Here is a 22,928-nt window from a genome sequence, read left to right on the forward strand (position 1 = left end):
GGACCGTGGCTTCCCTCCCCCTCCGGACGGGGCGGCCGCTGACGCCGGCGCGTCCGGGCCGCACACACCGTCCGTCTTCGGCACACAGCGCCGGCCATGTGTGCCGAGCACGGACGGTGTGTGCCGTCGGGTCGGCGGTGCGTCACAGTGTGTGCGGGTACCCCCACCGCATGCGACCGCATCCCACCGCCACCGAGCCACCGCTGCCCGGCCCCGGCCCGAACCCGCCCCCGGTCCCGCCGACGCCGACCCCCGGGCCCGAGCCGACGCCGCCGATCCCTCCGCCGGACCCGCTCCCGACCCCCGGGCCGGAGCCGGCGCCGCCGATCCCGGACCCGCCACCCGGCCCGGTCGACCCGCGCATCTGAGGCACCGGCGGGCCGCGGCACGATCAGGGGCATGACCGCACCCTCGAGCACCCCCGGCGGCCGGGTCGCCGCTCGCCGTCACGGTCGACGACGGCGTCGGCGTCCTGGAGCTGCGCCGGCCCCCGGCCAACCACGTCGACGCCGACCTCGTCGACCGGCTCGCCGACGCCGCGGCCGCGCTCGACGACGACCCGGGCTGCCGCGCGCTCGTGCTCTGCTCGGAGGGCAAGCACTTCTGCGCGGGCGCCGACCTCGGCGCGGGCGGCGGGTTCGACGAGGACCGTGCGACGGCGGCAGAACGGCTCTACCGTGCGGCGGCGCGGCTGTTCACGGTCCGCACCCCGATGATCGCCGCGGTGCAGGGCAGCGCGGTCGGCGGCGGGCTCGGCCTGGCCTGCGCGGCCGACTTCCGGGTCGCCGACCCGGCCAGCCGGTTCGTCGCGAACTTCGCCCTACTCGGCTTCCACCAGGGCTTCGGACTCAGCGTCACCCTGCCCGAGATCGTCGGCCAGCAGGCCGCCGCCGACATGCTCTACACCGGCAGGCGCATCGGCGGCGAGGAGGCCCACCGGATCGGGCTGGCCGACCGCCTGGCCGAGCCCGGTACACAGTGCGAGGTCGCCGTCGCCTGGGCACGCACCATCGCGGCCGCGGCGCCGCTCGCTGTCGCCTCGATCCGCGCGACCCTGCGCGCCGGACTCGCCGACCGCGTGCGCGCGGCGCTCGAGCACGAGCTCGCGGAGCAGGCCCGGCTGTGGGCCACCGAGGACAGCGCCGAAGGGGTCGCCGCGAGCCTCGAACGCCGCACCCCGGTCTTCCGGGGCCACTGACGGCGGCGCTCAGGCGGGCGCGGCGACGGGGCCCCGCGGTGAACCAGCGCGAACGGCACTCTCGCGCAAACCTATCGATCGAAAGTGCCGTTCGCGCAGCTGGTCACTCCAGGTTGGGGCGCAGCCAGGTCTCGATCTCCGTCAGTGCGCAGCCGCGGCGGTCGGCGTACTCCCGCGCCTGGTCCCGCCCGATGCGGCCGACGGCGAAGTAGCGGGACCCGGGGTGGGCGAAGATCAGGCCGCTCACGCTCGCGGCCGGGGTCATCGCGAAGGACTCCGTCAGGCCCATGCCGATGCGCTCGGCGTCGAGCAGCGCGAACAGCTCGCGCTTGAGGCTGTGGTCCGGGCTGGCCGGGTAGCCCATCGCGGGCCGGATCCCGCGGAACCGCTCGGCGTGCAGGTCCTCGATCACGGGCTCGGCGTCCGGCTCGAACCACGCCCGCCGCGCCTCCAGGTGGATGTGCTCGGCGAACGCCTCGGCGAGGCGGTCGGCCAGGGCCTTCACCATGATCGCCCGGTAGTCGTCGTGTTCGGCCTCGAACCGGGCGGCGAGCTCGTCGGCCCCGTGGACGGCCACCCCGAACCCGCCGAGGTGGTCGCCCGCGGGGGCGATGTAGTCGGCGAGGCAGCGGTTGGCCCGGCCCTCCGGCTTCACGGTCTGCTGGCGCAGCATCGGCAGGCGGACGCCGGCGCTGTCGGGAACACGGTCCAGGACGATGTCGTCGCCGTCGGCGTGCGCGGGCCAGAAGCCGTACACCCCGCGCGCCTGCAGCGAGCCCTGGGCGATGATCTCGTCGAGCAGGCGGTTGCCGTCGTCGTACAGCTCGCGCGCCACCGGCTGGTCGAGGATCGCCGGGAACTTGCCCTTGAGCTCCCAGGCGAGGAAGAAGAACTGCCAGTCGATCATGGGGCGGAGCACGTCCAGGCCCGGGGTGACGGTGCGGGTGCCGGTGAAGGCGGGCACCGGCAGGTCGTCGAACGACACCTGCTCCGGGTTGGCGCGCGCCTGCGCGAGCGTGAGCATCGGGCGCTGCTGGCGGCCGGCGTGCTGCTCCCGCAGCCGTTCCTGCTCGGCGCGGTTGGCGGCGTCGAGCCGCTCCGCGCGCTCCGGATCGAGGAGGTCCGCCACCACCCCGGTGACGCGGGAGGCGTCCAGCACGTGCACGGTGGCGGCGTCGTAGGCCGGGGCGATCCGGACCGCGGTGTGCTGGCGCGAGGTCGTGGCCCCGCCGATCAGCAGCGGCAGCTTCAGCCCGCGGCGCTGCATCTCCTGCGCCACACCGACCATCTCGTCCAGCGACGGCGTGATCAGCCCGGACAGCCCCACGGCGTCGGCGCCCTCGGCCACCGCCGTGTCCAGGACGACGTTCGCCGGCACCATCACCCCGAGGTCGACGACCTCGTAGTTGTTGCAGGCCAGGACCACGCCCACGATGTTCTTGCCGATGTCGTGCACGTCGCCCTTGACGGTGGCGAGCACGACCTTGCCCTGGCCGCGCCCGGTGTCGGTGCGCCCCTCGCGCCGCGCCTGCTCCTTCTCCGCCTCCATGAACGGCTCCAGGTAGGCGACGGAGCGCTTCATCACCCGCGCGCTCTTCACCACCTGCGGCAGGAACATCTTGCCGGCGCCGAACAGGTCGCCGACCACCTTCATCCCGTCCATCAGCGGGCCTTCGATCACGTCGAGCGGCCGGGCGGCCTGCGTGCGGGCCTCCTCGGTGTCGGCCTCGACGAAGTCGACGATGCCGTGCACCAGGGCGTGCTGGAGGCGCTGTGCCACCGGGGCGTCGCGCCACGACAGGTCCACCACCCGCTGCGTCCCGGACCCGGTCACCGTCTCGGCGAAGGCGACCAGCCGATCGGTGGCGTCCTCGCGGCGGTCGAACAGCACGTCCTCGACGAGCTCCAGCAGCTCCGCCGGGATGTCCTCGTACACGGCCAGCTGGCCGGCGTTCACGATGCCCATGTCCAGGCCCGCGCGCACCGCGTGGAACAGGAACGCCGAGTGCATCGCCTCGCGCACCACGTCGTTGCCCCGGAAGGAGAACGACAGGTTGGAGATCCCACCGGACAGGTGCGCGCCCGGGCAGGCCTCGCGGATCAGCGGCAGCGCGTCGAGGAACGCCTTCGCGTAACCGTTGTGCTCGGCGATGCCGGTGGCCACGGCGAGCACGTTGGGGTCGAAGACGATGTCCCTCGGGCGGGAACCCGGCCTCGCGGGTGAGCAGCCGGTACGCCCGTGCGCAGATCGCCACCTTGCGGTCGGCGGTGTCGGCCTGCCCCTGCTCGTCGAACGCCATGACGACGACGCCCGCGCCGAACTCGCGGATCCGCCGGGCCTGCTCGAGGAAGACCTGCTCGCCCTCCTTCAGGCTGATCGAGTTGACGATCCCCTTACCCTGCACGCACTTCAGCCCGGCCTCGAGCACGCACCACCGGGAGCTGTCGATCATGACGGGCACCCGGGCGACCTCGGGCTCGGTCGCGACCAGGTTGAGGAAGGTCGTCATCTCCTGCTCGCCGTCGAGCAGGTCGGCGTCCATGTTGACGTCGAGCAGGTTGGCACCGCCGCGCACCTGCTCCAGCGCCACGTCCACCGCAGCCTGGTGGTCGCCCGCCTCGATCAGCCGCCGGAACCGCGCCGAGCCGGTGACGTTGGTGCGCTCGCCGACCATGAGGAACCCGGTGTCAGCGCCGGGGTTCAACGGCTCGAGGCCGCTGAACCGCGACATCGCCGGCACGGCGGCGACCGGACGCGGCGCCAGCCCCGAGACCGCCGCCGCGAGCCGCGCGATGTGGTCGGGCGTGGTGCCGCAGCACCCGCCCACCACGTTGACCATCCCGGCCCCGGCGAACTCGCCCAGCAGCCGCGCGGTCTCGTCGGGCGTCTGGTCGTAGCCGCCGAACGCGTTGGGCAGGCCCGCGTTGGGGTGGCAGGCGACGAACGTGTCGGCGAAGCGGGCCAGCTCGGCGACGTGGGGACGCATCTCGGCCGCGCCGAGGGAACAGTTCACGCCGACGACGAGCGGCTCGGCGTGGCGGACGGAGCTCCAGAACGCCTCGACCGTCTGCCCCGACAGGGTGCGCCCGCTGAGATCGACGATGGTGACCGAGATCCACAGCGGCAGCTGCGGGGCTACCTCGCGGGCGGCGGCGATCGCGGCCTTCGCGTTGAGCGTGTCGAAGATCGTCTCGATGAGCAGCAGGTCGACACCGCCCTCGGCGAGCGCGGCGATCTGCTCGGCGTACGCGGCGCGGACCTCGTCGAAGGAGACCGCGCGGTGGGCCGGGTCGTTCACGTCCGGCGACAGCGAGAGCGTGACGTTCAGCGGCCCGACCGACCCGGCGACGAACCGGCCGCCCACCTCGTCGGCCGCCTGGCGGGCCAGCTGCGCGCCGCGCAGGTTCATCTCCCGCACCGCGGACTGCAGCCCGTAGTCCGCCTGGCCGATCGCGGTGGCCGTGAACGTGTTCGTCGTGGTGATGTCCGCGCCCGCGGCCAGGTACCGGCGATGGACGTCGAGCACGACGTCGGGCCGGGTCAGGTTCAGCAGGTCCGGGTCGCCGGTCGGATCGTGCGGGTGCTCGGCGAAGCGCTCGCCGCGGTAGTCGGCAGGGGTGAGACCGGCGCCCTGCAGCATCGTGCCCCAGGCGCCGTCGAGCACCGCGATCCGCCGGTCCAGCAGCTCCCGCAACGCCTGCGACACAGCCACCACGCCCTCCGTGATCGGAGGCGCCCTTGCTGCGGTGTCGTCGGGCCGAGCGTGGCGGACCACCGTCCGTCGCAGCGCCTCTCGACCCGCGCCGCGAGCCTACCGAACAGCCGCGCGATCGAGCGAGGTGATCGGAGGGCGGCGCGCGGTGACGGACGCGAGGTCATGTCCCCGGCGTGCCTCCCGACACCCGCTCGGCACCGACCCACGTGGACACGACCGGGATCCGGCCGATCTCCTCGGGCGCGACGACCTCGGGGTCGGCGCCGAGCACGACGAAGTCGGCGAGGTAGCCGGGCGCCAGGCGGCCCTTCGTCCCTTCCTCACCGGTCGCGACCGCCGCACCGACCGTGTAGAGCGCCAGGGCCTCGCGCACCGAGATGCGCTGCGACGGCCCGAGTACGTCCCCACTGGACGACGTGCGGGTGACGCAGCTCTGCACGCCCAGCAGCGGCTCGAACGGCCCGCAGGGGTAGTCGCTGGACCCGGCGACGGCGATACCGGCGTCGAGGAAGCTGCGGTGGGCGAACATCCGCTCGAGCCGGTCGGCCCCGTACCACCCCAGCAGCGCGTCGCCGTGGTACCAGACGTAGCTGCTGAACGGCACCGCCACCAGGTCCAGGGCCCGCATCCGCGCGAGGATCTCGGGGGTGACGATCGAGCAGTGCTCGATCCGGTGCCTTGGCCCGGCCTGTCCCGTCGTCGCGGGCACCTCCTTCTGCGCCGCCTCCTTCTGCGCCGCCTCGAAGGCGTCGAGCAGCACACCGATCGCCCGGTCGCCGTTGGCGTGCACCCCGAGCCGGATCCCCGCCCGGTGCGCCCGGGTGGCCAGGTCGGTGAGCGCCTCGACGTCGGCCACCTGGATGCCGTGGTCCTCGCTGCCGCAGAACGGCTCGTCCACGAGGCAGGTGCGCCCGGCGACGGCACCGTCGACGAACGCCTTGACGCCCACGACCCGCACCCGGTCGCCACCGAGCCCGGACATGACACCCACGTCGGCGAGCCCGTCGAGGAACGGGTGCCCGACCAGCGCACCGATCCGCAGCGGCAGCTGCCCACGCCGCTCGGCCTCCTGGTAGAGCCGCAGCCACTGCGGGCTCACCAGCGCGTCGCACACCGAGGTGATGCCCGCGGCGTGCAGCTCACCGGCGAACCGGTCGAGCCCGTCGAGGAGGTCCTCCGGGTCCGGATCCGGCAGGATCGGCGGTCGCTTCGCCACCGCGGGGTAGGCGTAGTCGAACAGCGCCTGCTCGTAGAGCAGCCCGTTGAGCCGCCCCGCGCCGTCCCGGCCGAGGTCGCCGCCCGCCGGGGCGACGGCGTCGTCGTCGAGGCCGCCCGCGGCGAGGCCCGCGGAGTTCGTGACGGCCCAGTGCCCGGCGATGTGCACGACGAGGATGGGGTGCTCGCGCGAGATGCCGTCCAGGAAGGCGCGGTCGATGCTCTGCCCGCCGGTGGTGCGCATCTGGTCGTAGCGCCCGGCGCGCACCCACTGGCCGCGGGGCGTGCCGGCGACGGCGTCGGTGAGCGCCGCCGTCAGCTCGGCCAGCGAGCCCACCCGCTCCGGCGAGAGGTCGACGTGCAGCTTCGCCTCGGCGCCCCAGGACGGGTGGGCGTGGGCGTCGTGGAAGCCGGGGACGACGACATGCCCCCTGCCGTGACCGAGATCGACGGTCTCCGCGTCGGGGAACCGGCCCCGCATCTCCTCGGCGCTGCCCGTGGCCACGACCCGCTCACCGCAGGTGGCGAACGCGGTGGCGTCCGGGCCGGCCATGGTGATCACCCGCTGAGCGCGGAAGATCCGGATCGGGTGCTGCACCGGGTTGTCGGCCTGCACGGTCATCGCACTCCAGTCTCGTCGGAACGGTCGCGAGCCGTGCCCGGGCCGCCAGGTGGCGCGCTCGTCCAGGGGCTCGGTGACCACCACGACGAGGGTGGTGCCCCGCACCCCGTCCGGCAAGGGGTGCTCGTGGGTGGCAGGTTCGGGGCATGTCACGCAAGCGGCTCGTGGTGGTCGGCGGCGACGCGGCGGGGATGAGCGCGGCCAGCCAGGCCCGCAGGAAACGCGGCCGGGACGACCTGGACGTGGTGGCGTTCGAACGCGGCCGGGCCACGTCGTACTCGGCCTGCGGTGTCCCCTACTGGATCAGTGGCGCCGTGGAGCACGAGGAGGACCTCGTCTCGCGCAGCCCCGACCAGCACCGGGCGAACGGGATCGACGTGCGCATCCGCACCGAGGTCGTCGCGATCGACCTGGCCGCCCGGACGGTGCGCGCGCGGGACCTCGAACGCGGCCGGGAGTACGACGAGCCGTTCGACGACCTGGTCTACGCGGCGGGCAGCGTGCCGATGCGCCCGCCGGTCCCCGGGATCGACGCCGGCGGGGTGTACGGCGTGCAGACCCTCGACGACGGCGCCGCGCTGCGGGCCGAGCTGACGAGCGGCCGGGTGCGCCGGGTCGTCGTGATCGGGGGCGGCTACATCGGCCTGGAGATCGCCGAGGCGTGCGTGGTCCGCGGGCTCGAGGCCACCGTCGTCGACCAGGCGGCCACCCCGGTCGGCACGTTCGACCCCGACGTCGGGGAGTTCATCGCCGACGCCGTGCGCGGCCGCGGGGTCTCGCTCGTCCTCTCCGAGGCGGTCGCCGGGATCGAGACCGACCCGGACGGGCGGGCCGTCGCGGTGCACACGGAGGCCGGCCGCACCCTGCCCGCCGACCTCGTCGTGCTCGGCCTGGGCGTGCGCCCGAACGTCGCACTCGCCCGCGACGCCGGGATCCCGCTCGGCCCGTCCGGCGGCATCGCCGTCGACAACCGGATGCGCACGCAGGTCGAGGGTGTGTGGGCGGCGGGTGACTGCGTCGAGTCGCTGCACCGCCTGTCCGGCAGGCGCGTGGTCGTGGCGCTCGGCACCCACGCCAACAAGCAGGGCCGCGTCGCCGGGATCAACCTCGGCGGCGGCTACGCGACCTTCCCGGGCGTCATCGGCACGGCGGTCACCAAGGTGTGCGACCTGGAGGTGGCCCGCACCGGGCTGTCCGAGGCGGAGGCGGAGGAAGCCGGCTTCTGCTACGTCACCGCGTCGGTGGACTCCACGACGCGGGCGGGCTACTTCCCGGGCGCCCGGCCCATCCGGACCAAGCTCCTCGCCGAGAAGCGCAGCGGGCGGCTGCTCGGCGCGCAGATCGTCGGCCGGGAGGGCGCGGCCAAGCGGATCGACGTGCTGGCCGCGACGATCTGGAACGAGATGGGCGTCGACGAGATCCTCGGGCTCGACCTGTCCTACGCGCCACCCTTCGCGCCGGTGTGGGACCCGGTGCTCATCGCGGCGCGCAAGGCGTTCGAGGCCGTGGAGGCCGACCTGACGAGGTGACGGCTCACGGAGGGCCGGCCGGCAGCAGCTCGTTCACGGCCTCGGCGATCGCGCCCGGGTGGTCCTCGGGCGTGAAGTGCCTTCCGCCGCGGATGGGCCGCAGGTCGGTGCCCAGGTCGGCGGCGAGGCGCCGGCCGTACCCGACCTTCTGGAACCGGTCGGCCTCGCCCCACACCACCCGCGCGGGCAGGCCGAGCGTGGGCAGCCGGTCGGCCACCGCCAGGGTGTCCCGCACGTCGAGGGCGCGGACCTGCCGCATCAGGCCGCGCGCCGCGCCGTGGGTGACGTAGTGCTGCCAGTGCACGCCGATCGACTCCAGCGCCCGCCTCCGGTCGTCGTGTCCACGGTGCAGCAGTTGCACGAAGCTCGGGTAGAGCCCGACCTCGGGCAGGTGGCGCAGGACGGGGGCGGTGCGCTGCATCGCCTTGACGCTCGGGATGGGCCAGGAGTCGTAGCACACCGCGTTGGTGAGCACGAGCCCCGCGAACCGGCCGGGCGCGTGCACCGCGGCGATCTGCGCCACCCCGCCGCCGAGGTCGTGGCCGACCAGGACCGGTGCCTCGATCTCGAGCGCGTCCAGCCACCGCAGCAGTCGCTGCGCCTGCGCAGCGAGGCCGAGATCGCGCCCCTCCCCGTCCGGGATGCCCGCCCCGTAGCCGCGCATCTCCAGTGCAAGACAGCGCCCCCGTACCAGCGGGACCACGTGGCGCCACAGCCGCGGCGAGGTCGGGATGCCGTGCACCAGCACGACCGGCGGCCCAGCGCCGTGCTCGAGCCATCGGATCGGCTCGCCGTCGACCGTTCGTTCCCGCTCCATCATGCTGCCCGGCTACCCGCACCGGGCCCGTCCGATACGAGGTGCTGATGCGTCGGCGAGCCGCCGCCGGTGCCGCCGCCCCGGGTGGCGTGACGCACGTCACCGGGGATCGGTGAAGGCCGGCGCGGGCCCGACGGGTTACCCCCGGGTTGTCCGGAAGCGACCGGTTGGAGGACCACGTGCCCCGCATCCCCGTCCACAGCATGGACACCGCCCCCGAGCAGACCCGTCCGGCCCTCGAGAAGTTGCAGAAGAAGATGGGCAAGCTGCTCAACATCCACGCCGAGATGGCGCACTCCCCCGTCGTGCTCGCCGCCTACACCGGCATGCAGGACGCCATCGCGACGCACGGGAGCTTCGACGCCGCGACCCGCGAGGCGATCGCCCTGACCGTCGGCGCGGTGGACCACTGCGACTACTGCCAGGCCGCCCACACGCTCGGAGGCAAGGCCGCCGGACTGGGCGAGGAGCAGATGGTCGCCATCCGCGGCGGGCGGGCCGCCGGCGACGACAAGCTCGATGCCCTGCTCGACGTCGTCCGGGAGGCCGCAGGCCGGACCGGGGAGGTCGAGGACCGCACCTGGAAGCAGGCCGTGGACGCCGGCTGGAGCGAGGCCGAGCTGACGGAGGCGTTCGCCCACCTGGCCGTGAACCTGTTCACGAACTACTTCAACCACTACGTGCGCACCGACCTGGACGTGCCGCGCGCCCCGGCCGTGTCCTGACCTCTAGCGGTCACCCCGTCGCCCGGCGGTCGGCCCCGTCGGCCACCGCCGCGAGGCGGTTCCGGTCCCGGATGCGGACCTTGCCGCGGTGCAACGACACCAGCCCGCGGTCGGCGAGCTCGCCGAGCGCCGTCGTGGTGCGCTCGCGGGTTGCTCCGACCAGCCCGGCCAGCTGCCCGTGGGTGAGCCGCACCGGTTCCGGTTCGTGGCCGGCCGCGGCCTCTCCCGTCAATGCGCACAGCGTGTGCGCCGTGCGCTCGACGACGGACTTGCCCACCACATCGGTCAGCCGCTGCTCCAGCTCGGCGATCCGGGCGCCGAGCTGCTCGGCGATCCGGGTGGCGATCCGCGGATCGCTCAGCAGCATGCCCCGGACGTCGGCGCGGCTCATCAGGCATAGGTCGCCCGCCTCCAGCGCCTCCGCCCACGTTCCGCCCATGCGCATGCCCAGCAGGTCCATCTCACCGAACACCGCACCGGGACCGGGCACGGCCGTGGTGACGGTGCGCCCGTCGGCCAGTACCCGGTACAGCCGGAACCGGCCGGTCTTGACGATGAACAGCACGCTCACCGGGCGCCCGGGGTCGTAGACCACCTGTCCCGCTGAAACGGTCCGCATCGGGGCCGCGGCCGCCATCGCGGACATCTCCCGTCGGGACAGGTCGCGGAACAGTGCCACCTCCGCCAGACAGTAGTGGTCGTCGTCCATCGGGCACCCCGTTCGCTCGCCGCCCACGCGCGCCGCTCATGCGTGTGTTCGGTCCAGTGTGGCGAGCAGATCGTCCAATGCAGGATTGCCGAGCGAGACGATCCGCTCCCCGAGCATGAACGTGGGTGTGCCGATCACGCCGGGCGGGACGTGGGCCGTGCGATCGGCGAGGTCGATCACCTCGACCGGTTGCCGGGGACGCAGCCGCCGGACCGCGTCGACGAGGTCGCGCGCGTAGCGGCAGCCGGCGCACCCCGCCGCCACGATCACCCGCAGCGGAGCGCGGGCCGTCACGCCCGCACGGTCCGCCGCCGCAGCGCCGCCAGGACACCGGCGGCGACCAGCCCGTAGAGCACGTGTCCCAGCAGGCTCATCAGCGTCATTCCGTTGATCATGAACAGTGGCATGCCCAGCCACGCCGGCATGATCAGCAATGGACCGACCACCCACAGCAGAACCCCGTAGATCGCGCCTGCGCCCAACAGCGCGCCGGTGCCGGTGGCCGGCACGGCCACAGCGAACACCAGCCCGAACGCGGCCGAGATCACCAGGTGCATCACCGCGCCCACCACGGCACTGGAGGATCCGACGAGCATCGCCACCATCGGCAGCATCCCCATCATCGCCATCAGGATCCCGAACACGATCCCACCGGCGATCCCGGCCACCACCCCGTTCGCCGCCCGCGACACGAGTCCTGCATCCGCCCGCATGTTCGTCGCCATCGTCGCCTCCGAAGGCCGCCGGCCCGCCGGTTGCGCGCCGGCTCCGGCGAGCATGGCGAGTGCGTCGGCGGCTGTCGGTGACGTGGGTTACACAACGGCGACCGTCCGGTCGTGGTGCGGCCGGGAGGGAATCGCCCCGGCGCCGCCGCGGGTTCCGACGACGTGACCGACCAACCGGCCCCGGCACCGGACGACGCGAGGCGGGCCCGCACGGCGGCGTTCGCCCGCTACGTGGAACCGGAGGTCGCCGTCCTCTACCGCGTGGCGCTCACCCTCGCGGGACAACGGGCCGACGCCGAGGACCTCGTGCAGGACACCCTCGTCCGCGCCTACCGAGCCGTCGACCGCTTCGACGGTGCTCACCCCCGCGCGCGTGGCTGCTGACCATCCTGCGCAACACCCACCGCAACCGGGCGCGCACCCGGCTGCCGAGCCTGCTGCACGCCGACGAGGAGGCCGCCGGGCTGCTCGAGCGAAGCGGCGCCGCGGACAGCGCCGAGGAGGTCGTGGTCGATGCGCAGTTCGAGGCCGTGGTCGCCGAGGCACTGGCCGTACTGCCCACCGCGCACCGCGTCGTGGTCCAGCTCGTCGACGTCGACGGCCTCACCTATGCCGAGGCGGCCCAGGCCCTCGGCATCCCCCGCGGCACCGTGATGAGCCGCCTGCATCGCGCCCGCGCCCGCATCCGCACCCGCCTGGTGGCAACCGGGCTCGTCCCCCGCCGGAGCCGATGATGACCCTCATGTCGCTGTCCGAGATGGCCCGCTGCTTCCGGACGTCCCGCGTGTTGCAGCGCTACCTCGACGGCGAGGCCGACGAGCTCACGGCGGCCCGCGTCGCCGAGCACCTCGAGGAGTGCCGCCGCTGCGGCCTGCACGCGCAGACCTATCGGGCGATCAAGCAGGCCCTGCGCAGCGGGACCCAGGACGTCGACGAACTCGCGCTGCACCGCCTCCGCGCGTTCAACCGGTCGCTCGCCCGGTCCGGGGGTGTCACCGATCCGGAGTGAGCCGGAACGGACGGGGTGGTCGGCAGGAACCGGGGTACAGGGCTCAGATGACGTCCATCGCCGACCACGCGCTGCTCGGGGACTGTCAAAGTGCCGCGCTGGTGTCGCGCGAGGGCTCCGTGGACTGGTGGTGCCCGGCCCGGTTCGACGCGCCGAGCGTGTTCGCCCGGCTGCTCGACCCGGGCGCGGGGCACTGGTCGATCCGGCCGTCCGGGCCGTCGTCGGTGCGTCGCCACTACCTTCCCGAGACGATGGTTGTGCGGACGGAGTTCACGACCGGGAGCGGCGTGCTGTGGCTCACCGACGCGCTCGCGTTCGGCCCGGGTGAGCGGGGACACGGGATCGGCCAGGCGTCACCCCACGTGCTGCTGCGGCAGGTCGAGGCCGTGCACGGCGACGTCGACGTTGAGCTCGAGCTCGCCGCGCGCCCGGAGTACGGCTTGATCACCCCGCAGGTCACGCCCACGGCGAGCGGGGTCGAGCTCGCCGTGGCGCCGACCGGCTGACGCTCACCGGCGACCGGCCCGTGACGCCCGAAGGAGCCGGCGTGGTCGCGCGGTTCACCCTGCGTGCTGGGGACGACGCCGTGTTCGCCCTGCGCCACCGGCGGGCCGTCGATCCGGTCGGCCCTCCGCTGGACGCGCGCGCCGCGCTGCGGGACACGACCGAGGGGTGGCGGTCGTGGGCTCGGATGCACCGCACCTACGAGGGGCCGTACCGGGAGCAGGTGATCCGCAGCGGCCTGGTGCTGCAGGCGCTGACCTACCAGCCGACCGGCGCGGTGATCGCCGCTCCCACCACCTCGCTGCCGGAGGTGGTGGGGGGCGACGCGAACTGGGACTACCGGTTCGGCTGGCTGCGCGACGGCAGCTTCACGCTCAAGGCGCTGTGGGTGGCGGCCTGCCCCGACGAGGCCCAGCAGTTCTTCGACTGGATGACCGCCTCCGCCGGTCCCCTCGGCGACGGGCCCGTGCCCGTCATCCTCGGCGCCGGCGGGGAGCGCGACCTGACCGAACACCGGCTCGAGCACCTCAACGGTCACGCCTGCAGCAGGCCGGTGCGGGTCGGCAACGACGCCTGGCGGCAGAAGCAGCTCGACGTGCTCGGTGAGGTGCTCGAATGCGCCTGGGTGCTGCGGGACCAGCTGGGTGATCCGCCCCCGGCCACCGCCGCTTTCCTGCGTGCGCTCGCCGATCGCGCCGCGGCGAGCTGGCGGGAGCCCGACGCCGGGATCTGGGAGGGCCGCGAAGGCGAACGCGACTACCTGACGTCGAAGCTGATGTGCTGGGTCGCCCTCGACCGCGCCGTGCGGCTCGCCGACCGGCTGGGTGCCGGGGCCGACGTCGCGCGGTGGGAGACGGCACGGGAGGAGATCCGCAAAGCGATCCTGGACCGCGGTTGGAACGGCGACGTCGGGGCGTTCACCGGGGCGTTCGGGTCCGATCACCTCGACGCGGCGGTGCTGCTCATGCCCATCGTCGGATTCCTCCCGGGCGACGACGACCGCGTCCTGGCCACGGTGGACACGATCGAGCGGGACCTGTCCCGGGACGGCCTGGTGCAGCGCTGGACCGGCGCGAGTGACGAGGGCGCGTTCGTCATCTGCTCGTACTGGCTGGCCGCGTGCCGGGCCCTCGCCGGGCAGGTCGACCGCGCCACCGAGATCTTCGAACGCGTCACCGGGTACGCCAACGACGTCGGGCTGCTGTCGGAGGAGATCGACCTGGGCGACCACACCTTGATCGGCAACTTCCCACAGGCGCTCTCGCACATCGGGCTGATCAACGCGGCCTGGGCGATCGCGCAGGCAGCCGATCGGCCAGGCTAGGCCGCGCCTCCGCCGATGGCACGGGCGCCGGCCGCGATCACCCTGGGGTCGGCGCGGTCGTCTGGGGTCCGCGGACGCCAGATCCGGCGGACCACCCCGTCGACGACGAGCGCGTCGCCCCCCAGCTGCCGGGTGTCCTCCACGGGCTTCTGCAGCCGCCTGCCCCGCGCGACGGCGCGCGCGTAGTGCAGGAGGGTGCCCGGCGAGTACACCTGCCAGACGGGTGCGCGCCCCAGCCCCAGCAGCCGGTACAGGTCGCGGTCCGGATCCGACAGCACCGTGCCGGTGAGCCCCAGGTGGTCGGCGAGCGCGTCGAGGGCCGCCGGCGGACTGAACCCGACGGTGACCAGCGGGACCGCCCCGTCGAGCTGCTGCTGCACCTGGACCAGGTGCTGCTGGCAGGGCAGTCAGAAGCGGTGGCGGATCAACGTGAGCACTGCGACGCCGGGCAACCCCGTCAGGTCGGTGGGTGCTCCGGTGCCGGCATCGGTCAGCACGATGCCGGCGAGGCGCAGCCGGACGGACTCATGACGCACGGGATCGCTCGCCTTCCGTCGTCGATGGGGTGTGGGCCGCGGCCGGAACCTGCTGCTGCGGTCCGTCCGGCGGCAGTACCCGGCAGGCCGCCGGGGGGAACTCGATCGCCACCGCGTCCCCGGGCGCGAGGCGGAGCGCCGGGGGCACGGTGACGGTCACCGGGACGTCCCCGCGCAGCAGCACCTCCACCGATCGGTGGGTGCCGCGGAAGCGGGCCTCGGTGACGCGCGCGGGCACCGGGTCGGTCGTCGCCGACGGCTCGGACACACCGGTGTGCAGGAGCAGCGCCTCGGGCCGCACCACGAGCACCCCCGGGCCGTCCCGGTCGCCCGCCGCGACGCGCAGGTCCCCGGCGGCGCACGCGAACGTCGTGCCCGCGAGCGTGCCCGGGATCTCGTTGGTGGCCCCGAAGAAACGGGCGGCACGCAGCGTCGGGGGCCGGGAGTAGAACTCGGGGGGTTCCTCGTGGGCCTCGATGCGGCCCTCGACCATCAGCGCGATGCGGTCGGCGACCTCGACGGCCTCCTGCTGGTCGTGTGTGACGAACAGGGTCGTGATCGACAGCTCCCGCTGGAGGTCCCGGACCAGCTCGCGCATCCGTGCCCGCAGCTGCGCGTCGAGCTGGGAGAACGGCTCGTCGAGCAGGAGGACCTGTGGGTCGAGCACGAGCGCACGGGCCAGCGCCACCCGCTGCTCCTGGCCGCCCGACAGCTCCCGGACGCCCCGCCCCGCGAACCCGGCCAGCCCCACCAGGTCCAGCATCTCGGCCGCGCGCCGCCGCCGTTCCCGCTTGCGCACCCCGGACATGCGCAGCCCGAACGCCACGTTGTCGCCGACGGACAGGTGGGGGAACAGCAGCGGCTTCTGGAAGACCAGCCCGACCGGCCGGCGCTCGGCCGGGACGTCGAGCACGGAGCCGCCGCCGATGCGGACGTCCCCGCCGTCGGCGGTCAGCAGGCCGGCGACGGTCTTGAGCAGCGTCGTCTTGCCACAGCCCGAAGCGCCGAGCAGGGCGGTGAGGGTGGCGGCCGGCACCGTGAGGTCGACGCCGTCGACCACGGCGACTCCCGGCCGGTAGGCGACCCGGAGCCCGGCCACCGTCAGGTCGCGCGGAGCGGGTGCGCTCACAGCCTGCCGAACCCGATGACGGCGGGTGTGCGCCCGGTGAGATGCCGCGCGGTCAGCCCCACCAGCACCAGTGGCGGCAGCGCGATGACGAGCGCCAGCGCGGCGGCTGCGGTGTGGTCGGCGGCGCCGATCGCGGCGAAGAGCAGCAGCGGGAGCGTCCGGACGGCGCCCCCGCCGACGAGCAGCGTGAGGATGTACTCGCTCCAGGAGATGAGGAACGCGAAGAACGCGGCCACCACCAGCCCCGGCCGCACGGCCGGCAGCGTGACCAGCAGCAGCCGCCGGACCGGGCCGGCGCCGAGCACCCGGGCCTGCTCCTCGAGTCCGGGATCGAGGTTCGCGAACGCGGCGCCCATCACCAGGCTCACGTAGGGCACCGTGGGCACGAGGTGCACCAGCACGACGCCCGCGACGGTGTCGGCGAGGCCGTAGCGCAGGAAGAAGACCTGGATGCCGAGCGTCACCGCGATCGTCGGCACGATCGCCGGGGCCAGCAGGAGGAACTGCACGGCCCGTCGACCGGGGAAGGAGTACGAGCCCAGCGCCCGGCCCGCCGCGCACCCGATGACGGCGGCGAGCGCCGCCACCGACCCGGCGATCACCGCCGAGGTCGCGAGCGCCTCGCGCACCGCCGGGTCGAGGACGAGCTGCAGCCCTCTGGCCGAGAGCTCCTGCGGCAGCAGCGCCGGATGGCGCCACTGCCCGGTTCCGGCCCACAGCAGCAGCGGGGCCAGCGGCAGCAGCACCCCCGACCCCAGCAGCAGCGGTCCGACGGCGCGTCTCACCGGGTCACCTTCCTCAGTCGTTCGGTCAGCGCGAGGTAGGCCAGCGCGCACAGTCCCACGAGCACCGCGGTGAGCACGCTGATCGCCATGGCGAGCGGACGCGCGGTCAGGTCCGGGTCGCGGAACTGCTGGTAGGCCACCACGGGCAGGGTGGTGGGGAACGGGCGCCCCAGCAGGAACGGCACCTCGTAGGACCCCACCGTGAAGGCGAAGACCAGCACCGACGCCGCTCCCACCGCCGGCGCGACCGCAGGCAGCACGACGTGCCCGAGCCGCTGCCAGGCACCGGCGCCGAGTGCACGCGCGGCGTCCTCGAGGTCGGCGACCCCCGACGACAGCACGGCGAGCACCACGACGGCGACGAACGGCGCCTCCTTCCACACGTACGAAGCGATGATCCCCCAGCCGAACGCGTCCTGGGTGAGCGGCGGGAACTCCGACGGCGCCCCGGTCAGCCCGGCGGCGTGGGCCAGCCGGGACAGCAGGCCGCTCTGCCCGAGCAGCAGCACCATGCACAGCGCCGCGACAATGTGCGGCACCGGCAGGCTCACCTGCAGCAGCGCCGCGAACGCGGGCCGGGTGCGCCCGAGCGAGCGCACCAGCAGCGCCGCCGCCACGCCCAGCACGGCGGCGAGCACGGTGGACAGCAGCCCGATGCGCAGGGTCAGCCCGACCGACGCCCGCACCGCGGGATCGGCCCACAGCGCGCGGTAGGCGTCGAGGCCGAGCGGACGCGCCGGCAGGAACGGCTGGTACCCCAGGCTCTGGGCGACGGCCTGGCCGAGGCCGCCGAGGAACAGCACGACCACGACCGTCAGCGCCGGGGCGAGCAGGAGCGCGATCCGCAGCCCGCGCTGCAGCTGCGGTCGGGCTGCCGGGCGACGGGGACGACCGCTCGTCACTGCTGCAGCACGTGCGTGGTCCAGCCGTCCTCGACGGCGGTGATGTACGCGGGCTCCGGTTCGGGCAGCGTGTTCGCCGTGAGCTCCCGGATCGGGAGCACCGACGGGCCGGGCGACACCGCCGCGAACCGCTGCTGGATGTCCGGGGCGGTCCGGTCGAGCTCGATCACGGGGTGGATGCCGGCGTCGACGTAGAAGCGCAGCTGGGTCTCCGGGTCCTGCAGCAGGTTCGCCAGCACCAGCGCGGCCGCCGGGTCCGACGCGTTCGCCGGGATCGCGATGTTGCTGACGTTGCCGATGTTGCCGACGCTCGGCACCGCCTGCCGGGTGGTCGCCGGGAACACACCGTCGTCCACCTTGGCAGCGACGGTGCCGGGCCCGTAGGTGAAGTAGGCGGCGATCTCCCCGGCGGCGAACAGCTGCTCCACGGCCGTCTGGCTGGTCGGATAGGTCTCGCCGCCACGCCACAGCGCGGGCTCCAGCGCCTCCAGCCGGGCCCACAGCCGCTCCGCCAGCGGCGCGAACGCCGCCTCGTCGAACGGACCGGCGACGACCGCCGGGTCGTCCGCGGTGTCGTAGAGGTACGTGCGCACCACCATCGACCCGGTGAAGTCGGGCGGCGCCGGGTAGGTGAACAGGCCGGGGTTCGCGCGCGCCCAATCGCCCAGGGCGGCCAGCGACGCCACGTCGTCGGCGCCCAGCCGCGCGCTGTCGTAGACCAGCGCCGAGTCCGCGCGCATCCAGGCCGCCTCACACCCGTCGACCGGGACGCCGAAGTCGTTGCGCACGGCCGGGTCGGTCAGGTCGACGAAGCGAGCGTTCGGCAGCCGTTCCGGGTAGCCGCAGAGCCACAGCCCGGCCTGCTTCCCGGTGACGAAGTTCTCGCCGTTGATCCAGATCGCGTCCACGGCACCGCCGGCGTCGACGCCCGCCTGCCGCTCGGCGAGCACCTTGTTCACCGCGTCGGCGGTGTCGGCGACCCCGATGACCTCGAGCGTGATCCCGTACTCGTCGGCGAGCCGGCGGGCGACATAGCCCTCCACGACGGCGTTGATCGCCTCGTCGCCGGTGTACATGTACCAGTCCAGCGTCTGCCCGCGCGTCGCGTCCAGCACGGCAGACCAGTCGTCCGGGTCGGGGGCGGCGGCCGCCTGCTCGGCCTCGGCTCCCGCGCAGCCGGCGAGGGCGAGCGCGGCGGCGAACGCGATGGCGATCCGGCGGGCGAACGGGCGGGGCACGGGCGGCTCCAGGGGGTGTCGGGTTCCAGGCCGCGGACGAAACCCGCGGATGCCGCATTCTGCTTCCCGATCCCCGCGGAAGAATCCGGATCCCGAGCGGGTTGCCCACCTGCCGCCGGCCGGGAGGGGTCGATCGGACGAGGAGGAGCATGCGCGAACGCTGGTGGGTCCGCCCCCTGATCCTGCTGGCCGTGGTCGTGGCCGGGGTTGCCGTGGCGCTGACGGTCGACCTTCCCACGGTGGACGCGGTGCGGGCCGACGTCGCCGCCGCGGGATGGGCCGGGCCCGTGCTGTACGCGGGGGTCTACACGGCGTTGTCGCTCACGCCTGCCCCGACGACCGTCCTGAGTGTCGGGGCCGGGGTCCTGTTCGGGCTCGCCACCGGGCTCACCGTCGTCATGGCCGGGGCGCTCGCGGGCGCGGTCGCCGGGTTCGGGCTGGCCCGCGTGCTCGGCCGCGCCGCGGTGGAACGGGTGGACAGCAGGCGGCTGCGCGCCCTCGACGCGCTGCTGCGCCGCCGCGGGCTGCTCGCCGTGATCGGCACCCGGCTCGTTCCGCTGCTGCCGTTCACCACCCTCAACTACGCCTACGGACTCAGCGCCGTCCGCTTCCGCGACTACGTGCTCGGCACGGCCGTCGGGATCCTCCCCGGCGCCACGGCCTACGTCACCATCGGCGCGTACGGCGCGACGCCCGGATCCGTCCCGTTCCTGCTCGCGGTCGGCGGGCTCGCGGTGCTGGCCGTCGCGGGCGCGCTCGTGGCCCGCCGCAGGCGACGGGCCACCGCGGGGGCGGAGAACTGATGCTGGACGCACCGGTCCGGCGGGTGCTGGACGGGCCGCTGACCCGCGTCGCGGCGACGCTCGACCGGCCCTGGATCTCCCCCGACCGGCTCACCGCCGCGGGACTCGTGCTCGGCCTCGCCAGCGCCGCCACGGCGGCGGCCGGCTGGTGGACCGCGTCGGTGGTGCTGTGGCTGGTCTCCCGGGTGGCCGACGGGCTCGACGGTCCGCTCGCCCGGCGACGGCGTGCGCAGGGACACTGGGACGCCGGGGCAGGCGGGTTCTTCGACATCACGGCCGACTTCACCGTCTACGGGGCCACCGTGGTCGGGGTGGCGATCGGCGCCGGCGGCCCGCTGTGGCCGTTCCTGCTCGTGCTGCTCGCGTACTACGTCAACGGCGCCGCGTTCCTGGCCTTCTCCTCGATCGCCGAACGCGCCGGTCGACGTCTGGACGACGGGCGCTCGCTGTCGTTCCTGGGTGGCCTCGCCGAGGGCACGGAGACGATCGTCGTGCACACGGCATGGCTGCTCCTGCCGTTCTGGGCGGGGGAGATCGCGCTCGGCTGGGCGGCCGTCGTCGCGATCGGGGCCGCCCACCGCCTGGTCGCGGGCCACCGCGCCCTGCGCTGATGCCCCGTCCTACCCGCTCCCGCGTTCGGGAGGCGGGAGCCGCCCCGGTGCGTCCGGCCGGAGGAACGGCCCGACGACGCCGGCGACCGCGTCGGGGGCGAAGTAGAAGGCGGTGTGGCCGTGGCCCGGCAACCGGGCCAACCGGCCGTCGGGGAGCAGCCCGACGAGGTGCCGCGCCCAGGGCAGTGACGACATGGGGTCCCGGTCGGCGCGCACGAGCAGCGTCGGCGCCGCCACCCGCGGCAGGCCGCGCTCCATCTCCTCCGACACCGCGAAGCGCGCGGTGCTCACCGCTCGCGGAACACTCGCGAACGCGTACGAGGCGACGTTGAGCAGGCGCAGCGAGGGGTCGTCGCCCATGCGGTCGTGCGCGTCGGCGAGCAACCGGATCCGGGTGCGCCCCGTGGGCCGGTCACGGCTGCCCCTCGGCTGCGGCAGTGCGCGCAGCCACCCGAACGCCCGCCGGAGCGCCGGCCACAGTGTCGGGGCGAGCAACACCAGCCGGGACGCGATGTCGCCGTGCCCCGCCGCCACCGCGACCGCGAGCTGCGAGCCGACCGAGTTGCCCAGCAGCCGGGCCGGTGCCAGGCCTTCGTCGTGCAGCCACTCCGCGACGATGTCGGCCTGCTCCCTGATCGCCAACGCCCGGGCCGGCTTGTCGCTGTAGCCGAACCCCGCCGGGTCGGGCAGCCACGGCCGCAGCCCGTACCGCGTCAGCGCGCGTGCCAACGGCACCAGGGACCGGCTGCCCGTGACCAGGCCGGGCAGGAGGACGACCGGCGGCGCCGACTCGGGACCGTCGGCCTGCAGCGCGTGCATGCGCAGCGCCCCGACCCGCCGCCACCGGCTGCTGAAGCCGCTCGGTGCACCCATCACCGGGTTCCCGGTGCGGCGAGGTCGTCGTCGCGCCCGATCGGGACCGCCACCCTTCGCGGTCGATGCTCCTGTCGCCACGGTGCCGGCCCGCCGAGGACGCGCTCGTGCCACCGCGCCGATGGCAGGCGGTCCATCCGCGCGGGCACGTGGGTCTCGATGGTCCCCGTCCCTACTTGCGCCACAGCAACAGGCTCCCCCTGCCACCACGGGCTAACCGCCCGGAGATGACGTCCATGCTGATCGGTCACGGCAGGACGTGCGGCGCAGGCAGGGGGTGCCGGCGTTTGTGGAGGCGGACCCGCGGGCACCTGACCGTCGACGGGAGGCGCTCGGGACGGGGGCGGGGCGCACAGACCAGGGTTCGCCGGAGCCTGTGCAGGGCTGCGCGCACCCGCCGGAGGACCCGAGAGAGGTGGAGCACAACGTGCGCACATCCGTAGCCGTGATCCGGGGGGCCGCCGCCGGTGTCGTCGCGACCACCGTCATGAGCGGCGTCCTCGAGGCGGGACGCCGCGCGACCGCGTTCACCCGCCAACCACCGACGCTGATCGTCCGGACCGTGCTGACGGGCAGCCCCGCCCACGGCGTCACCGCCGAGGGACTGCTCGCGGTGCTGGCGCACTTCGGCTACGGCACCTCGTGCGGCGCGCTGTTCGCCCTGCTCACCCGACGCCGTCGCCCCGAGGCGGGCCCGGGCGTGGGGGTCGGCTACGCCCTTTTGCTCTGGGCGATCAGCTACATCGGGTGGGTCCCCGCGACGGGGGCGATGGCCCCACCGGACCGCGACGCCCCGGGCCGCCAGGCCGCACTCGTCGCTGGGCACGTCGTCTACGGCGCCGTGCTGGCCGCGGTGTTGCGCGGGCTGAACCAGCAGCGGCGACCCGGCGCCCCGGCCCGCACCCCTCCCCTCGGAGATCAGGGACACCCGTCCCGCGGATTACCGATCATCGCCCGGAAGCATGCCGCCACTTCCTCGGGCTCGCGCGCGAGCCTGACCGCGACCTCGGACCTCTTCCCGAAGGCGCGCCGCAACGCGGACTTGGCCGCTCGCCTCGCGGTCCGCAGGATCCGCTCGTCGCTCTCGCCCACGCATCCGGCTGCGGGCTCGAGCACCACGGCGTAGGTCAGCTCGGGACGCCGACGGGCCGCACGAGCGGCACCGAACACCGGGATCCAGACGACCTCGGGGATCATCGGCGGGTCGGTGTCCGCGATCGCCCGGGTCAGCACCGCCTCCACCGCAGCAGGCGCGGCGGGGCGGGGAAGCCGGACCCGCACCACGGCGGGCACCAACGGCGTCGCGGCTGCGCTCGTTCGCTCGTCGCCGAGCATCGGGATCCTCCAACCGGCCGCCCGCGCTGCCGCCCTCGTGTCCGGCGGCCTGCCGCAGTCCGAAGGACTTACCCCACAGCGCCACGTCCCACTCCTGCCGGTGCCCTCCTCCATGGCCGCCGGCGCTGATGCAAGGTTCTCGACAGGTCCGGTCGCTGTGGACGCGGGCGCTGGGCGTACCATCGAGGTCCGGGCGGCGACACGGACACCGGGGACGGGACGGGGCGGATGGAGCGGTCTCCGGCAGCGCCCGCCGCCGATCCCTTCACCCATCCCGCCCTGTTCTACCGCGGCGACGCGGAGTACCTCGCCGGAACGGTCCCGTTCGTCCTCGACGGGCTCGCCGCCGGTGACCCCGTCGCGGTGGCCGTTCCGCCGGGGAACCTGGCGCTGCTGCGGACCGAGCTGGGCTCCGCGGCCGACCGCGTGCAGCTTCTCGACATGAGCGAGCGAGGCCGCAACCCGGGCCGGATCCTGGCCGAGGTGCTGCACGCCGCGGCCGACCCGCACCCCGACCGGCACGTGCGGATCATCGGCGAGCCGATCTGGCCCGGCCGCACCGCACTGGAGTACGGGGCCTGCGTCGAGCACGAGGCCCTGATCAAACGACTGCCATAGCGGAT

General features: G+C 74.3%; 22 protein-coding genes and 3 pseudogenes. 12 read left to right on the top strand and 13 right to left on the bottom strand.

Translation table 11 applies throughout. The features are described 5' to 3' along the window. Positions 1-469 precede the first annotated feature (469 nt). Positions 470-1,198, top strand: a pseudogene (locus tag KME75_RS06845) (enoyl-CoA hydratase/isomerase family protein); the annotation flags it as partial. A 103-nt stretch (positions 1,199-1,301) separates the two neighbouring features. On the opposite strand, the pseudogene metH reads toward KME75_RS06845, so the two are convergent. Both metH and KME75_RS06855 read right to left on the bottom strand, forming a co-directional pair. Beyond that, positions 1,302-4,839, bottom strand: a pseudogene (gene metH, locus KME75_RS06850) (methionine synthase). 235 nt (positions 4,840-5,074) lie between these two features. Further along, positions 5,075-6,868 (bottom strand): amidohydrolase, encoded by a 1,794-nt coding sequence (locus tag KME75_RS06855; RefSeq protein WP_246631626.1) that lies wholly within the window; start codon positions 6,866-6,868, stop codon positions 5,075-5,077. 29 nt (positions 6,869-6,897) lie between these two features. Between KME75_RS06855 and KME75_RS06860 the strand changes: the two genes are divergently transcribed. Continuing rightward, positions 6,898-8,280, top strand: coding sequence for an FAD-dependent oxidoreductase (locus tag KME75_RS06860; protein WP_219413687.1), 1,383 nt, complete (start codon positions 6,898-6,900; stop codon positions 8,278-8,280). 4 nt (positions 8,281-8,284) lie between these two features. Here KME75_RS06860 and KME75_RS06865 read toward each other — a convergent pair whose 3' ends face one another. Beyond that, positions 8,285-9,100: an alpha/beta fold hydrolase gene (locus KME75_RS06865; RefSeq protein WP_219413688.1), complete on the bottom strand. Its 816-nt coding sequence runs from the start codon at positions 9,098-9,100 to the stop codon at positions 8,285-8,287. A gap of 176 nt (positions 9,101-9,276) precedes the next feature. Here KME75_RS06865 and KME75_RS06870 point away from each other — a divergent pair, with 176 nt between their 5' ends. Beyond that, complete coding sequence (locus tag KME75_RS06870; protein ID WP_219413689.1) at positions 9,277-9,822, top strand: carboxymuconolactone decarboxylase family protein; 546 nt, start codon at positions 9,277-9,279, stop codon at positions 9,820-9,822. Positions 9,823-9,832: 10 nt separating this feature from the next. Here KME75_RS06870 and KME75_RS06875 read toward each other — a convergent pair whose 3' ends face one another. The 3 genes from KME75_RS06875 to KME75_RS06885 are packed head-to-tail and all read right to left on the bottom strand — an operon-like array spanning position 9,833 to position 11,256. Then, positions 9,833-10,531: a Crp/Fnr family transcriptional regulator gene (locus tag KME75_RS06875; protein ID WP_219413690.1), complete on the bottom strand. Its 699-nt coding sequence runs from the start codon at positions 10,529-10,531 to the stop codon at positions 9,833-9,835. Between the two features lie 36 nt (positions 10,532-10,567). Further along, on the bottom strand, positions 10,568-10,825 hold the full coding sequence (locus KME75_RS06880) for a hypothetical protein (protein ID WP_219413691.1): 258 nt from the start codon (positions 10,823-10,825) through the stop codon (positions 10,568-10,570). Next, the gene (locus KME75_RS06885) at positions 10,822-11,256 is read right to left on the bottom strand and encodes a hypothetical protein (RefSeq protein ID WP_246631627.1); all 435 of its coding nucleotides are present in this window, start codon (positions 11,254-11,256) and stop codon (positions 10,822-10,824) included. Before KME75_RS06885 ends, KME75_RS06880 begins: the two co-directional genes overlap by 4 nt. A gap of 162 nt (positions 11,257-11,418) precedes the next feature. Between KME75_RS06885 and KME75_RS45695 the strand changes: the two genes are divergently transcribed. The 5 genes from KME75_RS45695 to KME75_RS42755 are packed head-to-tail and all read left to right on the top strand — an operon-like array spanning position 11,419 to position 14,093. Next, positions 11,419-11,640, top strand: coding sequence for a sigma factor (locus KME75_RS45695; protein WP_308282617.1), 222 nt, complete (start codon positions 11,419-11,421; stop codon positions 11,638-11,640). Between the two features lie 5 nt (positions 11,641-11,645). After that, on the top strand, positions 11,646-11,990 hold the full coding sequence (locus tag KME75_RS42745) for a sigma-70 family RNA polymerase sigma factor (protein WP_246631636.1): 345 nt from the start codon (positions 11,646-11,648) through the stop codon (positions 11,988-11,990). Between the two features lie 8 nt (positions 11,991-11,998). Beyond that, entirely contained in the window at positions 11,999-12,265 is a 267-nt protein-coding gene (locus KME75_RS06895; RefSeq protein WP_219413693.1) for an anti-sigma factor family protein, read from the top strand. 47 nt (positions 12,266-12,312) lie between these two features. Further along, positions 12,313-12,771, top strand: a complete 459-nt coding sequence (locus KME75_RS42750) for a trehalase-like domain-containing protein (RefSeq protein WP_246631628.1) — start codon at positions 12,313-12,315, stop codon at positions 12,769-12,771. Positions 12,772-12,812: 41 nt separating this feature from the next. Beyond that, positions 12,813-14,093, top strand: a complete 1,281-nt coding sequence (locus tag KME75_RS42755; RefSeq protein ID WP_308282618.1) for a glycoside hydrolase family 15 protein — start codon at positions 12,813-12,815, stop codon at positions 14,091-14,093. Here KME75_RS42755 and KME75_RS06905 read toward each other — a convergent pair. Genes KME75_RS06905 through KME75_RS06925 form a run of 6 tightly spaced genes read right to left on the bottom strand, consistent with a single transcriptional unit; the run spans position 14,090 to position 18,683 of the window. Continuing rightward, positions 14,090-14,473: an AhpC/TSA family protein gene (locus tag KME75_RS06905; RefSeq protein WP_219413694.1), complete on the bottom strand. Its 384-nt coding sequence runs from the start codon at positions 14,471-14,473 to the stop codon at positions 14,090-14,092. The two genes, KME75_RS42755 and KME75_RS06905, sit on opposite strands and share 4 nt — an antisense overlap. A gap of 27 nt (positions 14,474-14,500) precedes the next feature. Continuing rightward, complete coding sequence (locus KME75_RS44815) at positions 14,501-14,629, bottom strand: hypothetical protein (RefSeq protein WP_281424442.1); 129 nt, start codon at positions 14,627-14,629, stop codon at positions 14,501-14,503. Then, positions 14,619-15,758 (bottom strand): ABC transporter ATP-binding protein, encoded by a 1,140-nt coding sequence (locus KME75_RS06910; RefSeq protein ID WP_219413695.1) that lies wholly within the window; start codon positions 15,756-15,758, stop codon positions 14,619-14,621. The genes KME75_RS44815 and KME75_RS06910 overlap by 11 nt, the downstream gene beginning before the upstream one ends. Next, entirely contained in the window at positions 15,755-16,543 is a 789-nt protein-coding gene (locus KME75_RS42760; RefSeq protein ID WP_219413696.1) for an ABC transporter permease, read from the bottom strand. Before KME75_RS42760 ends, KME75_RS06910 begins: the two co-directional genes overlap by 4 nt. Then, the gene (locus KME75_RS06920; RefSeq protein WP_219413697.1) at positions 16,540-17,445 is read right to left on the bottom strand and encodes an ABC transporter permease subunit; all 906 of its coding nucleotides are present in this window, start codon (positions 17,443-17,445) and stop codon (positions 16,540-16,542) included. The genes KME75_RS42760 and KME75_RS06920 overlap by 4 nt, the downstream gene beginning before the upstream one ends. Then, positions 17,442-18,683 (bottom strand): ABC transporter substrate-binding protein, encoded by a 1,242-nt coding sequence (locus KME75_RS06925; RefSeq protein WP_219413698.1) that lies wholly within the window; start codon positions 18,681-18,683, stop codon positions 17,442-17,444. Before KME75_RS06925 ends, KME75_RS06920 begins: the two co-directional genes overlap by 4 nt. A 149-nt stretch (positions 18,684-18,832) precedes the next feature. On the opposite strand from KME75_RS06925, the gene KME75_RS06930 reads away from it, so the two are divergent. Both KME75_RS06930 and KME75_RS06935 read left to right on the top strand, forming a co-directional pair. Continuing rightward, positions 18,833-19,486, top strand: coding sequence for a TVP38/TMEM64 family protein (locus KME75_RS06930; RefSeq protein WP_219413699.1), 654 nt, complete (start codon positions 18,833-18,835; stop codon positions 19,484-19,486). Next, a complete protein-coding gene (locus KME75_RS06935) occupies positions 19,486-20,097 on the top strand; it encodes a CDP-alcohol phosphatidyltransferase family protein (protein WP_219413700.1) in 612 nt (203 codons plus the stop codon). The genes KME75_RS06930 and KME75_RS06935 overlap by 1 nt, the downstream gene beginning before the upstream one ends. Before the next feature lie 9 nt (positions 20,098-20,106). On the opposite strand, the gene KME75_RS06940 is transcribed toward KME75_RS06935, so the two are convergent. Then, on the bottom strand, positions 20,107-20,970 hold the full coding sequence (locus tag KME75_RS06940) for an alpha/beta fold hydrolase (protein ID WP_219413701.1): 864 nt from the start codon (positions 20,968-20,970) through the stop codon (positions 20,107-20,109). Between the two features lie 427 nt (positions 20,971-21,397). Between KME75_RS06940 and KME75_RS06945 the strand changes: the two genes are divergently transcribed. After that, positions 21,398-22,096, top strand: a complete 699-nt coding sequence (locus tag KME75_RS06945; RefSeq protein WP_219413702.1) for a DUF6789 family protein — start codon at positions 21,398-21,400, stop codon at positions 22,094-22,096. 437 nt (positions 22,097-22,533) lie between these two features. Beyond that, positions 22,534-22,908 (top strand): annotated as a pseudogene (locus KME75_RS06950) (MEDS domain-containing protein); the annotation flags it as partial. Positions 22,909-22,928: the final 20 nt, after the last annotated feature.

It is taken from the genome of Pseudonocardia nigra (assembly GCF_019396355.1).
GTDB lineage: Bacteria > Actinomycetota > Actinomycetes > Mycobacteriales > Pseudonocardiaceae > Pseudonocardia > Pseudonocardia nigra.